12 protein-coding genes, 1 other RNA gene and 1 other annotated feature are annotated in these 16,866 nt (G+C 44.5%); of the genes, 3 read left to right on the forward strand and 10 right to left on the reverse strand.

The window, feature by feature from the left end; translation table 11 throughout:
• Positions 1-37: 37 nt before the first annotated feature.
• Positions 38-457 carry a hypothetical protein gene (locus tag ACJ9PY_RS18455; protein ID WP_411738720.1) on the forward strand — a complete coding sequence of 140 codons (420 nt, stop codon included), beginning with the start codon at positions 38-40 and terminating at the stop codon, positions 455-457.
• A gap of 22 nt (positions 458-479) precedes the next feature.
• On the opposite strand, the gene ssrS is transcribed toward ACJ9PY_RS18455, so the two are convergent.
• The 4 genes from ssrS to ACJ9PY_RS18475 form a co-directional block, all read right to left on the reverse strand.
• Positions 480-665: non-coding RNA, 6S RNA (ssrS, locus tag ACJ9PY_RS18460), on the reverse strand.
• Between the two features lie 86 nt (positions 666-751).
• Entirely contained in the window at positions 752-2,521 is a 1,770-nt protein-coding gene (gene aspS / locus ACJ9PY_RS18465) for an aspartate--tRNA ligase (RefSeq protein WP_411738721.1), read from the reverse strand.
• Between the two features lie 12 nt (positions 2,522-2,533).
• Positions 2,534-3,805, reverse strand: coding sequence for a histidine--tRNA ligase (gene hisS, locus ACJ9PY_RS18470; protein WP_034308774.1), 1,272 nt, complete (start codon positions 3,803-3,805; stop codon positions 2,534-2,536).
• A 99-nt stretch (positions 3,806-3,904) separates the two neighbouring features.
• Positions 3,905-4,142 (reverse strand) — a binding site (T-box leader).
• Between the two features lie 80 nt (positions 4,143-4,222).
• Positions 4,223-4,396, reverse strand: coding sequence for a hypothetical protein (locus tag ACJ9PY_RS18475; RefSeq protein ID WP_034308777.1), 174 nt, complete (start codon positions 4,394-4,396; stop codon positions 4,223-4,225).
• A 129-nt stretch (positions 4,397-4,525) separates the two neighbouring features.
• On the opposite strand from ACJ9PY_RS18475, the gene ACJ9PY_RS18480 reads away from it, so the two are divergent.
• Positions 4,526-6,295, forward strand: a complete 1,770-nt coding sequence (locus ACJ9PY_RS18480) for an SH3 domain-containing protein (protein ID WP_411738722.1) — start codon at positions 4,526-4,528, stop codon at positions 6,293-6,295.
• A 67-nt stretch (positions 6,296-6,362) separates the two neighbouring features.
• On the opposite strand, the gene dtd is transcribed toward ACJ9PY_RS18480, so the two are convergent.
• The 6 genes from dtd to ACJ9PY_RS18510 all read right to left on the reverse strand — a co-directional run bounded on the left by dtd (position 6,363) and on the right by ACJ9PY_RS18510 (position 15,125).
• The gene (gene dtd, locus ACJ9PY_RS18485) at positions 6,363-6,806 is read right to left on the reverse strand and encodes a D-aminoacyl-tRNA deacylase (RefSeq protein WP_053535817.1); all 444 of its coding nucleotides are present in this window, start codon (positions 6,804-6,806) and stop codon (positions 6,363-6,365) included.
• A gap of 15 nt (positions 6,807-6,821) precedes the next feature.
• Positions 6,822-9,020, reverse strand: a complete 2,199-nt coding sequence (locus ACJ9PY_RS18490) for a RelA/SpoT family protein (RefSeq protein ID WP_034308787.1) — start codon at positions 9,018-9,020, stop codon at positions 6,822-6,824.
• 318 nt (positions 9,021-9,338) lie between these two features.
• On the reverse strand, positions 9,339-9,851 hold the full coding sequence (locus ACJ9PY_RS18495) for an adenine phosphoribosyltransferase (protein WP_034308789.1): 513 nt from the start codon (positions 9,849-9,851) through the stop codon (positions 9,339-9,341).
• Positions 9,842-12,217, reverse strand: coding sequence for a single-stranded-DNA-specific exonuclease RecJ (gene recJ / locus ACJ9PY_RS18500; RefSeq protein WP_411738723.1), 2,376 nt, complete (start codon positions 12,215-12,217; stop codon positions 9,842-9,844). The genes ACJ9PY_RS18495 and recJ overlap by 10 nt, the downstream gene beginning before the upstream one ends.
• 145 nt (positions 12,218-12,362) lie before the next feature.
• Positions 12,363-14,624 carry a protein translocase subunit SecDF gene (secDF, locus tag ACJ9PY_RS18505; protein WP_411738724.1) on the reverse strand — a complete coding sequence of 754 codons (2,262 nt, stop codon included), beginning with the start codon at positions 14,622-14,624 and terminating at the stop codon, positions 12,363-12,365.
• A gap of 195 nt (positions 14,625-14,819) precedes the next feature.
• Positions 14,820-15,125 (reverse strand): post-transcriptional regulator, encoded by a 306-nt coding sequence (locus ACJ9PY_RS18510; RefSeq protein WP_034308797.1) that lies wholly within the window; start codon positions 15,123-15,125, stop codon positions 14,820-14,822.
• A 170-nt stretch (positions 15,126-15,295) separates the two neighbouring features.
• Between ACJ9PY_RS18510 and spoVB the strand changes: the two genes are divergently transcribed.
• Positions 15,296-16,858, forward strand: a complete 1,563-nt coding sequence (spoVB, locus tag ACJ9PY_RS18515; protein WP_411738725.1) for a stage V sporulation protein B — start codon at positions 15,296-15,298, stop codon at positions 16,856-16,858.
• Positions 16,859-16,866 lie beyond the last annotated feature (8 nt).

Consider the following 16,866-nt stretch of genomic DNA (forward strand, 5'->3'; position numbering starts at 1 on the left):
TTTACTCTTTTTAATTTATGAGATTTGTAGCTTACTCGTGAATTTCCGCTATTTACTCGTGAGTTTCCGCTGTTTACTCGTGAGTTTGCGCCGTTTACTCGTGAATTTCCGCTGTTTACTCGTGAGTTTGCGCCGTTTACTCGTGAATTTCCGCTGTTTACTCGTGAATTTCCGCTATTTACTCGTGAGTTCGCCATTTACTCGTGAGTTTGCACCATTTACTCGTGAGTTTGCGCCGTTTACTCGTGAATTTCCGCCATTTACTCGTGAATTTCCGCTGTTTACTCGTGAGTTTGCACCGTTTACTCGTGAATTTCCGCTGTTTACTCGTGAGTTTGCGCCGTTTACTCGTGAATTTACGCCATTTACTCGTGAGTTTGCACCATATACTCATGAATTTGCGGCATTTACTCGTGAGTTAACTATTTTAATGCACAAAAAAACCCATGTTATTTAACATGAGTTGCTTTGTAAGGTGTAAGAGTCCCAATTGTGCCGTTTACGCCTTTGTTTTGAACCCGCTCTCCGCAGGTGGGTGCTCGGTTCCTCGCGTTTGTAAGTCCTCTTCGAGGGAGGCTTTTACGCGGCCAGGAAACTAGTGCTCCCGGTAACTATAAGTGTTCGGTCAAAACTTATAGGTTAAAGAACGAACACATCAGGACTCTTACTTGTTGAAAACATCATAGCATAATGCTTAACTCTATTTCAAGGAAAAACACATAGGTATTTTTTCATATTTTTCCCAAATGAATTATTTTTTAAGTGCAGCAAGCCTTAGGTTAAGTTCAGCCAATTGCTTGTCACTTACGGTACTCGGTGCGTCAACGAGCAGGTCGCTTGCGCTTGCTGTTTTCGGGAACGCGATGGTGTCGCGAAGGTTCGTGCGGCCTGCAAGCAGCATGACCATGCGGTCCAGTCCAAGGGCGATTCCGCCGTGTGGTGGCGTTCCGTATTCGAATGCATCCATTAGGAAGCCGAATTGTGCGTTTGCTTCTTCTTCGGAGAATCCAAGAACTTTGAACATTTTTTCCTGAACGTCGCGTTCGAATATCCGCAGTGATCCACCGCCAAGTTCGTAGCCGTTCAAGACAAGGTCATATGCTTGTGCACGGACGCTTGCTGGGTCTGATTCCAGTTTGTCCATGTCTTCACGGAATGGCATTGTGAATGGATGGTGTGCTGCATAGTAGCGTCCTTCTTCTTCGTCATATTCAAGTAATGGCCAGTCCGTCACCCATAGGAAGTTGAATTTGCTTTGATCGATCAAGCCTCTTTCTTTACCAAGCTTGATGCGAAGTGCTCCAAGTGCATCTGCGACTATGCCTTTCTTATCCGCCACGAATAGGATTAAATCGCCCACTTCAGCTTCCAATGCAGATACTAATTGCTCTTGATTTTCTGCGAAGAATTTGGCGATTGGCCCTTTTACACCGTCTTCTTCAACTTTTAGCCATGCAAGGCCTTTAGCGCCATAAATCGCTGCAAATTCAGCCAAGCCATCAATGTCTTTACGGGAATAATCCGCATTTCCGTCCTTAACGACGATCGCCTTAACTTGTCCTCCGCTTGCAACAGCACCGGTGAACACTTTGAAATCACTGTCTTTGACGATTTCGGAAACATCTTTAAGTTCCATTCCGAAACGTGTATCCGGTTTGTCGGAACCGTAACGGCTCATCGCTTCGTTGTAAGTCATTCGAGGGAATGGCAGTGTTACGTCCAATCCTTTTACGTCTTTCATCACTTTAGCCATCATGTTTTCTGCCGTGTTAATGATATCTTCTTGGCTCATGAAGCTTGTTTCAATATCGATTTGCGTGAATTCAGGCTGTCTGTCAGCACGTAAGTCTTCATCACGGAAACAGCGGGCAATTTGATAATAACGTTCGAAACCGGATACCATCAAAAGCTGCTTGAAGATTTGCGGTGATTGCGGAAGTGCATAGAACTCCCCTTCGTGTACGCGGCTAGGCACTAAATAATCACGTGCTCCTTCAGGTGTACTTTTTGTTAAGATAGGTGTTTCGATATCAAGGAAGCCTTCACCGTCCAAGTAATCACGGATCGCTTTTGTTGTTTTGTTGCGCATTTTCAATGTTTCGAACATCGCCGGACGACGCAGGTCCAGATAACGATATTTCAAGCGGATGTCTTCTGATACATCCGTTCTTTCATCAATGATGAATGGAGGGGTCTTTGCTTCGTTTAAAATTGTAACGTTTTCGGCTTGAACTTCGACGGTCCCTGTTGTTACGTTCGGGTTGAAGTTGGCTTCGTCACGTTTGATGACGGTCCCTTGGATATCAAGGACGTATTCATTACGGATTTTTTCGGCTGTGGCAAGCGCGTCTGCCGAAATGTCCGGATTGAAAACGACTTGGACGACTCCGCTTCTGTCACGTAGATCGATAAAGATGACACCGCCCAAATCCCGGCGTTTTTGTACCCATCCTTTTAATGTTACTTTTTCACCAATAGCTGCTTCTGACACTTCACCATTGAAGTATGTTCTGCCAAACATGGTATTTCCCCCTTAAGCCTGTAGCTTTTTGAATTGTTCAACGAATGTTGCAAGATCCATTTGGACTTGTTCACCGGTTTCCATGAACTTTACATTGATTTTATTATTTGCCAATTCATCATCCCCAAGTGTCGCCACATATCTTGCTTCGAGGCGGTCGGCTGATTTGAATTGTGCTTTCACTTTACGATCTTGATAGTCTTTTTCGACGGTAAAACCGGCATTCCGCAATTGATGGGCAAGTTTGACGGTATAATCCTTGGCTGTTTCACCTAGTGAGACAAGATAGCAGTCAATTCCCTTTTTGATCGGAAGCTCGATGTTTTCTGCTTGGAGGGCAGCAATCAGCCGTTCAATGCTAAGTGCAAAGCCGATTCCTGGTGTTTCCGGTCCGCCAAGTTCTTCAGCCAGCCCGTTATAACGGCCGCCGCCGCAAAGTGTAGTGATGGCGCCAAAGCCTTCTGCATCACTCATGATTTCAAATGCGGTATGATTATAGTAATCCAAGCCCCTCACTAGAGTCGGATCTTCGACGAAATCGATTTCCAAATCGGTTAAGTGCTGTTTCACCTTTTCGAAATAAGTACGGGATTCATCATTTAAATATTCAATGATGGAAGGAGCCGTGTTCATCAATTCGTGATCGTGATCCTTTTTGCAATCCAGGATACGCAATGGATTTTTTTCGAGGCGGTTTTGACAATCGCCGCAAAACTCGCCGATGCGTGGTTCGAAATGTTTGATTAACGCATTGCGATGCGCTGTCCGGCTTTCCTTATCACCAAGGCTGTTGATGACTAGCTTCAGCTTTTTCAAACCAAGTTCCTTGTACAGGTTCATCGCAAGTGACAGAACCTCTGCATCGATTCCGGGATCCTTACTTCCTAAAGCTTCGATGCCGAATTGAACGAACTGGCGGAATCGACCTGCTTGCGGACGTTCGTAACGGAACATCGGCCCGATATAATAAAGCTTGACCGGTTGATTGGCCCACCCGAACATTTTGTTCTCGATATATGACCGTACAACCGATGCAGTGCCTTCCGGACGAAGGGTTAAGTTCCTTTCACCGCGATCTTGAAATGAATACATCTCTTTTTGAACGATATCGGTTGTATCCCCAACACCGCGTAAAAATAATTCCGTGTGCTCAAAAATCGGTGTGCGGATTTCTTTATATTGGTAACGGTGACAAATATCACGCGCTGTGTTCTCGATATACTGCCAAATTTCCGTTTGGCCAGGCAATAAATCCTGGGTACCTCTAGGAATCTGAATAGACATATGTGTTTCCTCCTTTAAAGCAAAGCGCCCTTTCTTATTCGGCACGCTATACTGATTTTTTCCAAACAAAAAACTCCCGCCCCTTGTAACGTAAATGTTACAAGGGACGAGAGTTTGGATATCCCGTGGTGCCACCCTAGTTGAAGCACACAAAAAAGTGCCCCCGCTCAAAAACAGTTAACGCCTGTTTTACGTCCATCTCCTATTAAGTAAATCCGTTCGGAGTGAAGCCTACGGAGGGTTCTTTCATTAAGTCATCATGTGGAATGCTTTCAGCCTCGGCATTTCCTCTCTTTTCATGTGTTTCTTAATTACTCTTCTCCATCATTGGTTATTGCAGTAATAAGTCTGATATTTTATAATCATACGGACGTTAACATCAAATGTCAAGGCAGACTGAGGAATATTTATCGCTTTTTACTGGTTCAAACGTTTTTTCAAATTTTTGATCGTCCGGACATTGACCCCGAATTCGGATGCCAATTCAACAAGGTTTGCGCTTTGTTCCTTTTGGATGAAATCGTGAAAATCGACACCCAGTACTTGGTTGCCTCCGCTTAAGCTCGTTTGATCTTTTTCGCTGAATTTCATGTGGTTTCCCTCCTACAGTTATTTAAGCTCTATTCTTTCCTAAAAAAAATGTTTTTTGCACAGGGAAAGAGGGAAATTTTCATTGAACGAGAATACATACATATAGACATTTAAAGGGAGAGACAACTTATGAAGAAGAAATCGGGTTTATTCGGCCTGACACTGATGCTGATATTCTCAGCGATTTTCCCCGTCCATCACGCTTTTGGAAAAGATGATGGGGAAAATATCGTGACGACCCAAGTGGTCAATGTCCGTGAAGGTGCAGGTCTCAGTTTCCCTATCGTAAAAAAACTGTCAAAAGGGGAATCGTATCCCATTCTGAATGAAGATGGCGACTGGATTGAAATCCGGATTGGCACCGGCAAAACGGGCTGGGTTGCCAATTGGTTAGTGGAGAGACAAACAGGGTCTGATACCAATCAAGTCAAAAAGGAATCCGGACAAGGGACGATATCAGGCAGCTCCGTCCGTGTCCGAACAGGCCCCGGCACTACATTTCAAACGGTTGGGTCCTTGAGTAAAGGAACTTTTGTTGACATCATTGAAAAGAATGAGAATTGGATAAATGTCAAAACGGCGGATATCGAAGGCTGGGTCTCTGCTGACTACATAACGCTTCCCTCCGCATCAGAAAAAGCAGCAAAGAAAGATTCAACTAGGGAAAAAGGAACGAATCAATCCGTAAAAACCGGAGTAACTTTGGTGGACCGGCTCAATGTCCGTTCGGAACCGTCAACAAGCAGTGCCGCTCTCGGAAAGCTTAATAAAAATACGTCAGTGACCGTGTACAGGGTTGAAAATGAATGGGCGGAAATTGATTTCCAAGGAACCCGCGGTTGGGTAGCTGAACCCTACATACAAGTAAGCGAAAATCATGATGATATGAAAAAGGACACGGCAGGCGCTACTGCAAGGGTGACCGCCACGGGTTTAAATGTAAGGAATGAAGCCTCGCTCTCAAGCAAGGTCATCGGTTCGGTGAACAAGGATGAGACTTACGCTGTGCTCCAAACAAAGGAAAATATGACACAGATCCAGCTCACTGGTTCAAAAAAGGGCTGGGTAGTGAGTTGGTACCTGGAAAAAGAGAATGTTGAGCAAACGGCGAAGGAAAAAAAGGTTGATGTAAAAGGAAACAAGATTACCATCATTCATGATGGTACGATCCTTAGAAATGAGCCGGATGGCAACTCGGGGATTGTAAAGCAGGTCAATGCAGGTGAAACGTTCACGGCATCAGGTATGAAAGGCGATTGGTATTCCATTAAACTAAAGGGCGGCAAAACAGCTTATGTGGCCGGATGGATCGTGACGATCGAAGGGAATGCCGAGCAGATCCAACGACCAGGCGTCGAGAAATACCTAAAGGATAAAACGATTGTAATCGATCCCGGACATGGCGGCAGGGATAGCGGTACAATCGGGGTCGGTGGAACACTTGAGAAAAACCTGACGATTCGAACGGCAGAATTACTGCGGGACAAACTTCAGGCGGCAGGAGCAAAAGTGATCCTGACCAGGAGCGGAAATACCTATGTTCCACTCCCTTCCCGGGTCAGCACTTCTCATATACATAATGCGGATGCTTTCATCAGCCTCCATTATGATAGCACCAAGGACCAGATCACCAGCGGGATAACCACATATTACTATCATGACTACCAGCGTGCGTTGGCGGCGACACTGGCCAATTCAATCGGTTCCACCATGCAGGTGCCCAATCGCGGATCACGATACGGGGATTATCATGTGACCCGTGAAAATAAACGGGTAGCTACACTCATTGAACTAGGTTATTTAAGTAATCCAGTGGAAGAATTGACATTAACATCGAATGAGTATCAAGAAAAAATCACATCGGCCATCTATAATGGCTTGGCGCGGTATTTTAAATAAGGACCAGAAAAGCCAGCTTCGTATAAGAAGCTGGCTTTTCTGCATAAAAAAAACCTGCCGCAGCAGGTCACTTTTTGCTTTCGAGTATTAATGTGACGGGACCGTCATTAGTAAGCTGAACATCCATCATGGCACCAAATTGACCTGTTTCCGTATGGACGCCTTTTTTGCGGAGCTCCTCGTTAAATGCTTCATATAATTCATTCGCCTCTTCAGGACGGGCGGCGTCCATGAAGTTCGGTCGACGGCCTTTACGGCAATCGCCGTATAAGGTGAATTGTGAAACGGATAAAATCGAACCTCCCACATCCAATAGTGAGTGGTTCATCTTTTCATTTTCATCTTCAAATATTCTAAGATTGACAATCTTTTCGGCCAAATAGGCGGCGTCATCGATCGTATCTCCATGGGTGACACCAACCAATAGGACGAGGCCGCTGTCGATTTGTCCGATTATTTGGTCTGCGACAACTACTTTTGCCGCTTTGGAACGTTGTAAAACAACACGCATGGCAATAAAAACTCCTTAGTTCATGATCCTTCTAACGGAATAAACATCTGAAATTTGTTTAATACGGTCGACAACCTTTTGCAAATGGGCAATGTTATGAATATAAATCGACATGTGAATGGTCGCCACCTTATTCCTGTCGGATTTACCCGAGACCGCTGAAATGTTGGTCTTGGTTTCATTGACGGCTTGAAGGACTTCATTCAATAAGCCGCGACGGTCATAGCCGCTGATTTCAATTTCCACGATGTATTCCTTGCGTTCGTTAATCGTACTTTCCCATTCAACCGGTACAAGGCGATGATCGGCATCCCCGCTATCCAGGTTCGGGCAATCTTGCCTATGAACTGAAACTCCACGGCCTTTGGTTATATAACCAACGATTTCGTCCCCTGGTACTGGGTTGCAACAACGTGATAAGCGGATAAGCAGGTTATCAATCCCTGGTACCTGTACGCCCGAGTCACGTTTTTTAGATGTATTGGAGAAGGTTTTCAGATCGGCTACCGCTTCAGAAATATCCGCTTCTTGCTCGACCATTTTCTGCTTACGCCATTTTTCGGTAAGGCGGTTAGCTACCTGAAGGGCTGTTATTCCGTTATATCCAACTGCTGCATACATATCCTCTTCATTCAGGAAGTTGAATTTATCCGCAACACGCCTGATATTCTCGGCAGCCAGGATTTCCTTCAGGTCGAACTCCATATCCTTGATTTCCTTTTCAACAAGCTCTTTGCCTTTTTCGATATTTTCTTCCCGGCGCTGCTTCTTGAAAAATTGGCGGATCTTATTTTTCGCTTGAGATGTTTGCGTCAGTTTAAGCCAATCCTGACTTGGACCATATGAATGCTTCGATGTTAAGATTTCTATGATATCGCCAGTTTTCAGTTTATAATCCAGCGGTACCATTTTCCCGTTCACTTTGGCACCAATCGTTTTGTTTCCGATTTCCGAATGAATCCGGTAAGCGAAATCAATCGGGTTGGATCCTGATGGCAGTTCGATGACATCGCCTTTTGGAGTGAAAATGAATACCATATCAGAAAAAAGATCTATTTTAAGGGATTCCATGAATTCCTCGGCATTAGTCGCATCATCCTGGAATTCAAGAATTTCCCGGAACCATGTCAATTTTTCTTCCAGTGAAGGCTGTTCACCGACATCTTTTCCCTCTTTATAAGCCCAGTGCGCAGCAACCCCGAACTCGGCAATGCGATGCATATCGGAAGTACGGATCTGCACTTCCAGCGGATCGCCTTTCGGTCCGATCACCGTCGTATGGAGCGATTGATACATATTCGGCTTCGGCATCGCGATATAGTCTTTGAATCGGCCAGGCATCGGTTTCCAGCATGTATGGATGATCCCTAAAACGGCATAGCAATCTTTTATGCTATTGACGACGATCCGAACGGCAAGCAAGTCATAAATTTCGCTGAACTGTTTATTCTGCAAAGCCATTTTGCGATAAATGCTATATATGTGTTTCGGCCTGCCGGATAGGTCAGCCTTAATGTTGACTTCCTCAACGTTTTTACGCACTTCATCAATGACTTCTTCCAGATAGTTTTCACGTTCTGCACGCTTTTTCTTCATCAGGTTGACGATTCGGTAATACTGCTGAGGATTCAAATACCTTAGTGCAGTATCTTCCAGTTCCCATTTAATCGTGCTGATCCCAAGACGATGGGCAAGCGGTGCGAAGATTTCCAGCGTCTCGTTCGATATCCTTCTCTGCTTTTCCTGCGGCAGATGCTTCAATGTCCGCATATTATGCAGTCTGTCCGCAAGCTTGATCAAGATGACCCGTATATCCTGGGCCATCGCCACGAACATTTTCCGATGGTTTTCCGCCTGTTGCTCCTGCTGTGATTTGTATTTGATTTTCCCTAACTTGGTCACGCCATCCACAAGCATGGCGACTTCAGGACTGAAATTTTCTTCAATATCCTTCAAAGTGATCTCCGTGTCTTCAACAACATCATGTAAAAAACCTGCCGCAATGGTTGCAGGGTCCATTTCAAGATCAGCCAGAATGCCCGCCACTTGAATCGGATGAATAATATACGGCTCTCCCGATTTACGGAATTGTTCTCGGTGAGCATACTCTGCATACTTAAACGCTCTATGAATAAATTCAGCTTCTTCCGGCTGAAGATATAAGCTGGCCCGTTCTACAACCTGCTCGGCAGTCAATATTTGATCATTAGCCATTTAATCACCTTAACCCCACTTTAACTGCCACCGGATATGATCCGGATTGAGTATGATTGGTAGCACTTCCCTTTATTCTGCAAAACGTGACAATTTTTGCGAAAAAAAATAAATCCGCTTAAACGGATAAAAGTGCAAATAAACTTATTAGCAGAAAAACTCTTTATTATTACTATTATCGAAAAAAAAGGCAAGGATGTAAAGAGTTAAACGTGTATTTTATTAAGAATAGTGCATTTTTTCACTGGAAATTCGACAAAATCCAGCTAAAATGGGAAAAACAGAAAGAGAGCACCCTGGTCAGAGTGCTCTCCTTTATTAAAAGCTCATTAATGTCAAGACATCATAGCCGTCTAATTTATCTTTTCCATCCAAGTCAGTCAATTCAATAAGGAAGGCAATCCCTGCTACAATTCCGCCAAGCTGTTCAACCAACTTGATCGTCGCTTCGATTGTTCCCCCGGTAGCAAGCAAATCGTCGGTAATCAGGACACGCTGTCCCGGTTTAATGGCATCTTTATGGATTGTCAATACATCCTTGCCGTATTCTAAACCATATTCGACTTTTATCGTTTCACGTGGAAGTTTTCCTTCTTTTCTCACTGGCGCAAAGCCCACTTCCAATGAGTATGCGACTGGACATCCGATAATGAATCCGCGTGCTTCCGGCCCGACCACCAAGTCGATATTTTTATCGCGAGCATACTCGACGATTTGGTCTGTTGCGTATTTATAAGCTGCGCCGTTATCCATTAATGTTGTAATATCTTTAAAGACGATACCCGGTTTTGGCCAGTCTTGCACAATTGTTACATATTGCTTTAAATCCATTGCTTTGTTTCCTCCTCAAGGTCTGTTGCCTCATGAACTAAATAATGATTGAACCAATCGAATAATTGCTGATAGGAAGAATAAACAAGCTCTTGTTCAAGCTCAAATTGCTCTTTCTTTCTTGTATACGATTCAGATTCACTGAGATCGCGTTTTTTCGCATTGGTTGTGAGCATAATTAACCCATTCTCTATTGTAACAAAATCAAGCTCAAAAAACACCTTAGAAATGAATTCCACTGTATCTCTTGACCAGCCGCGATATTTGGCCAGGTCATCACCATATCTTTTCACATCAAGCGGACCCTTCTTGGCAAGGAAGGCATAAAACCATTTAAAATGATCCCTTGTCGGCATCGTACTTAAGAAATGGTCCTGTTCATGGGAAAAGTGAGCGTAGATACGGGAAGGGTTCTTTTTGGCAACCGCCCGTTTCAAATATTCCCTGGACGGCGGCATGTCCATGAGTACCAAATGCCCTTCGAAGCAGTCGAGCTGCTCAGCATCCAGTTCATTCTCGATATAAACGAGGTCTGGATGGTTTTGCAAAAATGGATATCTGCTATAAATATCTTCCGAGAAAATGACGATCTTCCGGTTTTGTGCAGGAATGTCGGCAAGCCACTTCTCTGCTTGTCCCTTGCCGCGGTAATCGAATAACTGCCAATGGTCCACCGAGACATCCTGGACAAAGATCTGGGGCTTTTTCATATTATTCCACTCATTGATGGAGAGCTCTCCAATCACCGAAACTTCAGCGTGCGGAGCTATTTCATCGACAAAATGACCGAGACCGAAGCCCACACCGTCAAGTTTGTGTTTTTCACCATCTTCCAGCTGAACCTTCAAGTGATTTTGGTTGGCACCAATTTTACGGACACTTGAAAGTTGTACGGAATCTATCAAAATCTTCGGCTTGGGATTCGTAACCCCAAATGGTGCAAGCAAGCTCATTTCCTGAATCGTTTGAATGGAAACTTCAGCTAAAGTCGTAGCACCGTCCAAGTTTGTAATCGGTGTGAAGTCTTCTTCATTCAGTTCTTCCTTCGCAATCAAGTTCATGCGGTCCCTAAGCTCCTGAACATCTTCTATTTTCAACGTCATTCCAGCTGCCATAGGATGTCCGCCGAAATGAGGCAGCATTTCACGGCATTGGGAAAGACTTTGAAAAAGATCGAAACCAACGATGCTCCGAGCAGAACCTTTAGCTAATCCCTTATCCCGATCATAGCTCAATACAATCGTCGGCCGGTAAAAGCGTTCAACAAGTTTAGAGGCCACAATCCCCACAACTCCGGCATTCCAGCCTTCCCTGCCGATGATGAGCACGCCATTGGACTCCGGCGGGAAGTTTTCCTCGACTTCAGCAATCGCTTCCTCAGCCATTGCTGCAACCATTTCCTGCCGCTCTTTATTGATATCATTGATTTCATTAGCAAGTTCCATTGCTTCTTCGAGACTTGCGGACATCAATAAATCAACAGCGGGATCGGCATCTCCAAGGCGGCCGACAGCATTGATCCTCGGTGCCATTGCAAAGCCGATCGATTCTTCATTCAATGCTTCCTGCTGAACATTCGCCACTTTCATTAACGCAACAAGTCCCGGGCGGCGAGTCAATCGTAACTGCTCGATGCCTTTCGCAGCAATGACGCGGTTTTCCCCTTGTAAAGGCACTAAATCCGCTATCGTGCCGATTGCCGCTATTTCAAGCAAATCCTCAGGCAATTCCCCAAGCAAGGCGTGTGCAAGCTTAAATGCGACCCCTACTCCGGCAAGGTCTTTAAATGGATAGGTACTGTCCTCAAGTTTAGGATGGATGATCGCCAATGCCTCAGGCAGCTGCGGTCCAGGTTCATGGTGATCGGTCAAAATATAATCCATGCCTAGTTCGGCGGCAAGCTTCGCTTCAGCGACTGCGGAAATTCCGGTATCGACGGTTATTAATACCTTCACACCTTGCTCGGCTGCAAGGCGGAATGCCATTGGATTCGGACCATATCCTTCTGTAAACCGATTCGGGATATAAAAATCAACATCGGCCCCCAATCTCGTCAGCGCGGTCATCATCACTGTGGTCGATGTCACGCCGTCCGCATCATAATCACCGAATATACGTATTTTTTCTCCATTTTGAATCGCTTCTTTTATTCTATATACTGCTTTATCCATATCCTTCAATAAAAATGGGTCATGAAAAGTTTGATTTTTTACAAATAAAAACGATCGGGCACTTTCAATCGTATCCAGGCCTCGATTCACAAGCAGGGCTGCAACCAAAGGTGTGATATGAAGCTCTTCAGCTAGTACAGCAACTTTGTTTTCATCGGCAGTTCGCAAGTTCCACCGGGTTTTTGGCTTTAACATTTATTCACCCCTCAACCTACTCATTATACAAAACGAATATACCAGTTTCAATTTTATTTTAAACTCATAATTGGCTGTAATTCCCTATTCAATAAGCTAGTTCAACAAAAAGAAGGCTGGCATCATGCCAGCCCCCTCTCACCTATTAAACTTGTCCTTCAAGACTTTGTTTCTTTTCTTTCGCTGTATTCAGCGGACCTTTCTTCTTCAATTCCCTGATTTTCAAATCAAGCCAGAATTGGGAAGCGATCAATAGCGATGAATACACGCCGCAAATTAAACCGATAAACAGGGCAATCGAGAAGTTACGGATAGCTTCACTGCCGAAGATCATCAACGCGATGACCGTGATGAGAACGGTCAGAACCGTGTTAATGGATCTCGTCAAAGTTTGCCTGATACTGATGTTCACAATGTTCTCAAGTTCTTCGGCGGTTTTGATTTTACGGCTGAAGCGCAGGTTTTCACGAATACGGTCAAAGGTTACGATCGTATCATTGATCGAATAACCGACGATCGTCAGAACCGCAGCAATGAAGGTGATATCCACTTCGAGCCGGAGCAAGCTGAAAATCGTGATGATGAAGAAGGCATCATGTATGAGCGCGACCACGGCGGGTACGGCCATTCGCCATTCAAATCGTATCGATACATACAATATGATTCCGATTGATGCGATCGCTAACGCATACATGGCATTTTTAGCAAGCTCTTTTCCTACGGTCGGTGATACGGTACTGACATTCGGTTCCGCTCCGTAATCTTTCTTGAAATGGTCCTTCAATTCAGCAATCTCTTGTTTATTTAGGACACCGACTGTCCGAACGACAGCATTTTTATTGTCTTGTCCAGCGAGCCTGACATCCTTGATATCATCCTCGTCGATACCGACCTTTTGCATTTCGGTTTTGACTTGCTGAGTCGTCAAGACATCTTTGGAAGCGATCTCGATTCGGGTTCCGCTCGTGAAATCAATCCCAAGATTCAATCTGAAGACGAGCAGGAAAATGATCCCGATAATGGTGACACCGATTGAAATGCCATAAAAAACTTTCCGATGTTTCACGAAATCGATTTTATCAAAGCGTGTTGGCAATGACATTAAATCCATTTTCTCTTTTAAATCGTGAATGTATTTCTTCTTCACGCCAAACCACGATGCACGTTTGTCCAGGAACCCGCTATTCACCCACAGGCTCATGAAGAGGCGTGTACCATAGACGGCTGTAATGAAACTCATTAAAATCGAAATGATCAAAGTGGTGGCAAACCCTTTAACCGAGCTTGTTCCATAATAGAACAGAACAGCCGCAGCCAGCAGGGTCGTTAAGTTGGCATCCGTGATTGTAGCAAGTGAATTCTTGGTACCTTCTTTATAAGCCGCTTTAACCGACCTGCCAAGTTTCATTTCATCCCTGATTCGCTCATAGGTTATGATATTGGCGTCGACGGCCATCCCGACCCCGAGTACCAATGCTGCAATACCAGGCAGCGTAAGGACCGCATTCATCCAATCAAACACTAAAAGCGTCAAGAAAAGGTATATGCTTAAAGTGACGACTGCAATGAATCCCGGGAAGCGGTAATACACAAGCATGAAGATAAAAACAAGTGCAATTCCGATGATTCCTGCAAAAATAGTATCATGCAGTGCACCTGCACCAAACTGGGCACCTACAGAAGTCGAATACTTTTCTTTTAAATCTACAGGCAAAGCACCGGCATTAAGAAGGGCTGCAAGCTCTTTCGCTTCTTCCACCGTGAATTGACCGGTAATATACACCTTCTTCGTATTGAAAACTTCACTGACAGCCGGAGCGGATATCATATTGTCCTGTGAGGCTGTATCCTTAATGGAATCTTTTCCTTCCTCAAAATCCAGCCAGATTGCAAGTACATTAGTCGGACTTGGCATCGAGGATATTTTTTGAGTGATGTCCTTAAATTTATTTACGTCTTTCAATGTGACTTCGACAACCGGTTTATTATCTTGGAACGTTTGTTTCGCGCCGCCTTCTTTAAGGTCGGCACCGGTCATCATTTCCTTATCGTTATAGTCACGGAAAGATAATTTAGCTTGTGTCGAGAGGATTTCGCGAGCGTTGTTTTGGTCTTTGACTCCAGCCAATTGAACGCGGATCCGGTCTTTCCCTTCAATTTGAATGTTAGGTTCGCTAACGCCCAAAACATTGACACGCCGTTCAAGTGAGCTTACTGTAGCCCGTAAAACGTCCGGGGTTATCTTTTCCCCTGACAGCGGTTTTACTTCATATAACACTTCAAACCCGCCTTGAAGATCAAGACCCAGCTTGATATCCTTTAGGATTCCTTTTGAAGTTGTCCCCATCGCTGCGAAAATCAAAAGTGCGATTAGAAAAAACGCAACGATCCTGCTTCTTTTTACCATTATGTAGTAGGCCCCTTTCTATAATACGCCTGTTCCTGAAGTTAATAAAACCGTCATTTGTTGTTTAAATGATAACTGCATACCCTATGCTTCTTGAGAAAAAAGACACAACTTTCCATACTTTTTCCAAAAAAGCATAACCATATCTATTATGAGTCATATACAAACAGCTGTCAATTTAAGTATATCTTTGCGTTATTCTTTCAAAAGCTCCTTCAGTTCCTCTTCGGAAAGCGGCTCGAATAGGTTTGGTGATTTATAAGCTTCGACCATTTGGAAGGTCATGAACTGGTTGCTCGAAAATGTCACGATATCTGCGACAAGTTCATGAAGGTGAATGTTTTCCTGCGGGCGCTTCCATTTATTTTTGGTTAAGGTTCCCCAAATGTCTTCCTCTGTTACGGCATTCAATCCGACCATTTGGAATTCCTCACGCTTACTCTTCAAGAATGGACGCACCTTTAGATAATACCTTTGATAGGGATGATTCTTTTTTGCCATCACTTTGCCTCCAGTAAAATGATTCTCAAATGAATGCGCAGTTTCTTAGAAGGGTTTCTTATCATTTGTTAGAACGCAAACAAACACTTTTGTCATGCTTTGTCCAAGTACAAGCATATAGATAATTGTATAGCATAACCGCTTTTTTGAGAAGGCAGGGAGGGAGTTCAATGTCCAAATTTTTAAAAGGGACGCTGATTTTATTAATCGCAAGCCTGATTACAAGGGTTCTTGGTTTCATTAACCGTATTGTCATCGCCCGCTTCATCGGCGAAGAAGGCGTTGGTTTATATATGATGGCTTTACCGACACTCTTTCTCGTCGTGAACATAACCCAGTTGGGCCTGCCAATCGCCATTTCGAAATACGTGGCCGAAGCCAATGCCAGGGGTGATGAACGGAAAATCAAGAAAATCCTTGTCGTCTCTTTGGCCTGCACCTTTACTCTATCGATGATTTTCACTCCTGCGATGCTGCTTTTCGCACCGGTTCTATCAGAATACCTATTCACGGACGAACGGACGTTATGGCCGCTCATGGCGATTGCCCCAATCGTACCGATCATTGCCATTTCATCCGTACTGCGCGGTTATTTCCAAGGCAAGCAAAATATGAAGCCCTTCGCTTTCTCACAAGTTATCGAACAGGTGGCCCGAATCACTTTCATAGCCGTCCTGACCAAGGCCTTTTTGCCATATGGAATCGAATATGCGGCAGCCGGGGCAATGCTTGCATCGATTATCGGTGAGCTCGTCTCTCTCATTTACTTATTGACCAGCTTTAAAATAAAGAAACATTTTAAGTTCAGAAAGGGTTTCTTCAATAATGTCAAATCCGGAAAAGGAACGTTCACCGAATTGATGGGGATTGCCCTTCCTACCACCGGAAGCAGGATGATTGGATCGGTATCGTGGTTTTTCGAACCGATAGTGGTCGCCCAGAGTTTGGCACTTGCCGGAGTCACCGCTGCCGCAGCCACCAGTCAATACGGGGAGTTGACTGGATATGCTCTGCCTTTACTCATGCTTCCTTCCTTCGTTACATCATCATTGGCGACGGCACTTGTCCCGGCAGTGAGCGAAGCCCGTACGACCGGAAACTTTTTACTCGTTGAACACAGGCTTCAACAAGCCCTGAAAATCACCTTCATCACAGGCTGTTTAGCTATCGTCATTCTGTTCATCTTTGCCGAACCGATCTTGCAAGTCATGTATGGATCTTCGCATGCTGCCGTTTTCATTAAATTCCTGGCACCTTTTTTCATCCTTTATTACTTTCAATATCCGCTGCAATCCATGCTGCAAGCACTGGACCTTGCAAAGGCTGCAATGTTCAACAGCCTGGCTGGGAACATCCTTAAAATTGGTGTGATCTGGCTTCTGGCTTCAAAGGAAAGTTTCGGGATCATGGGAGCCGCAATCGGGATAGCTGTCGGTACGATGCTCGTTACTTTCCTGCATTTTTCAACCGTGCTGAAGGTCGTCCCTTTCACGCTTCATTTCCGAAGCTATATGTCAGCTCTGGTACTTGCTTTAATTTCAGGATGGGGCGGTTATTATCTTTATCAATTCCCGCTCTCCTCACAGCCTATCGGCATACGGCTTTTGCTTTCCGTAACCGTGGTTATCCTGCTGTTCACATTTTCCCTGCTCATGACCGGCAGCATAAAAAAGGCCGATCTGATCAGGATTCCTGTAGTGGGCGGCTTTTTGTCAAAATTGGCTTGGAAATAAAATGAACC

It is taken from the genome of Peribacillus sp. S4, assembly GCF_046715815.1.
In the GTDB taxonomy this organism is placed as follows: domain Bacteria; phylum Bacillota; class Bacilli; order Bacillales; family DSM-1321; genus Peribacillus; species Peribacillus frigoritolerans.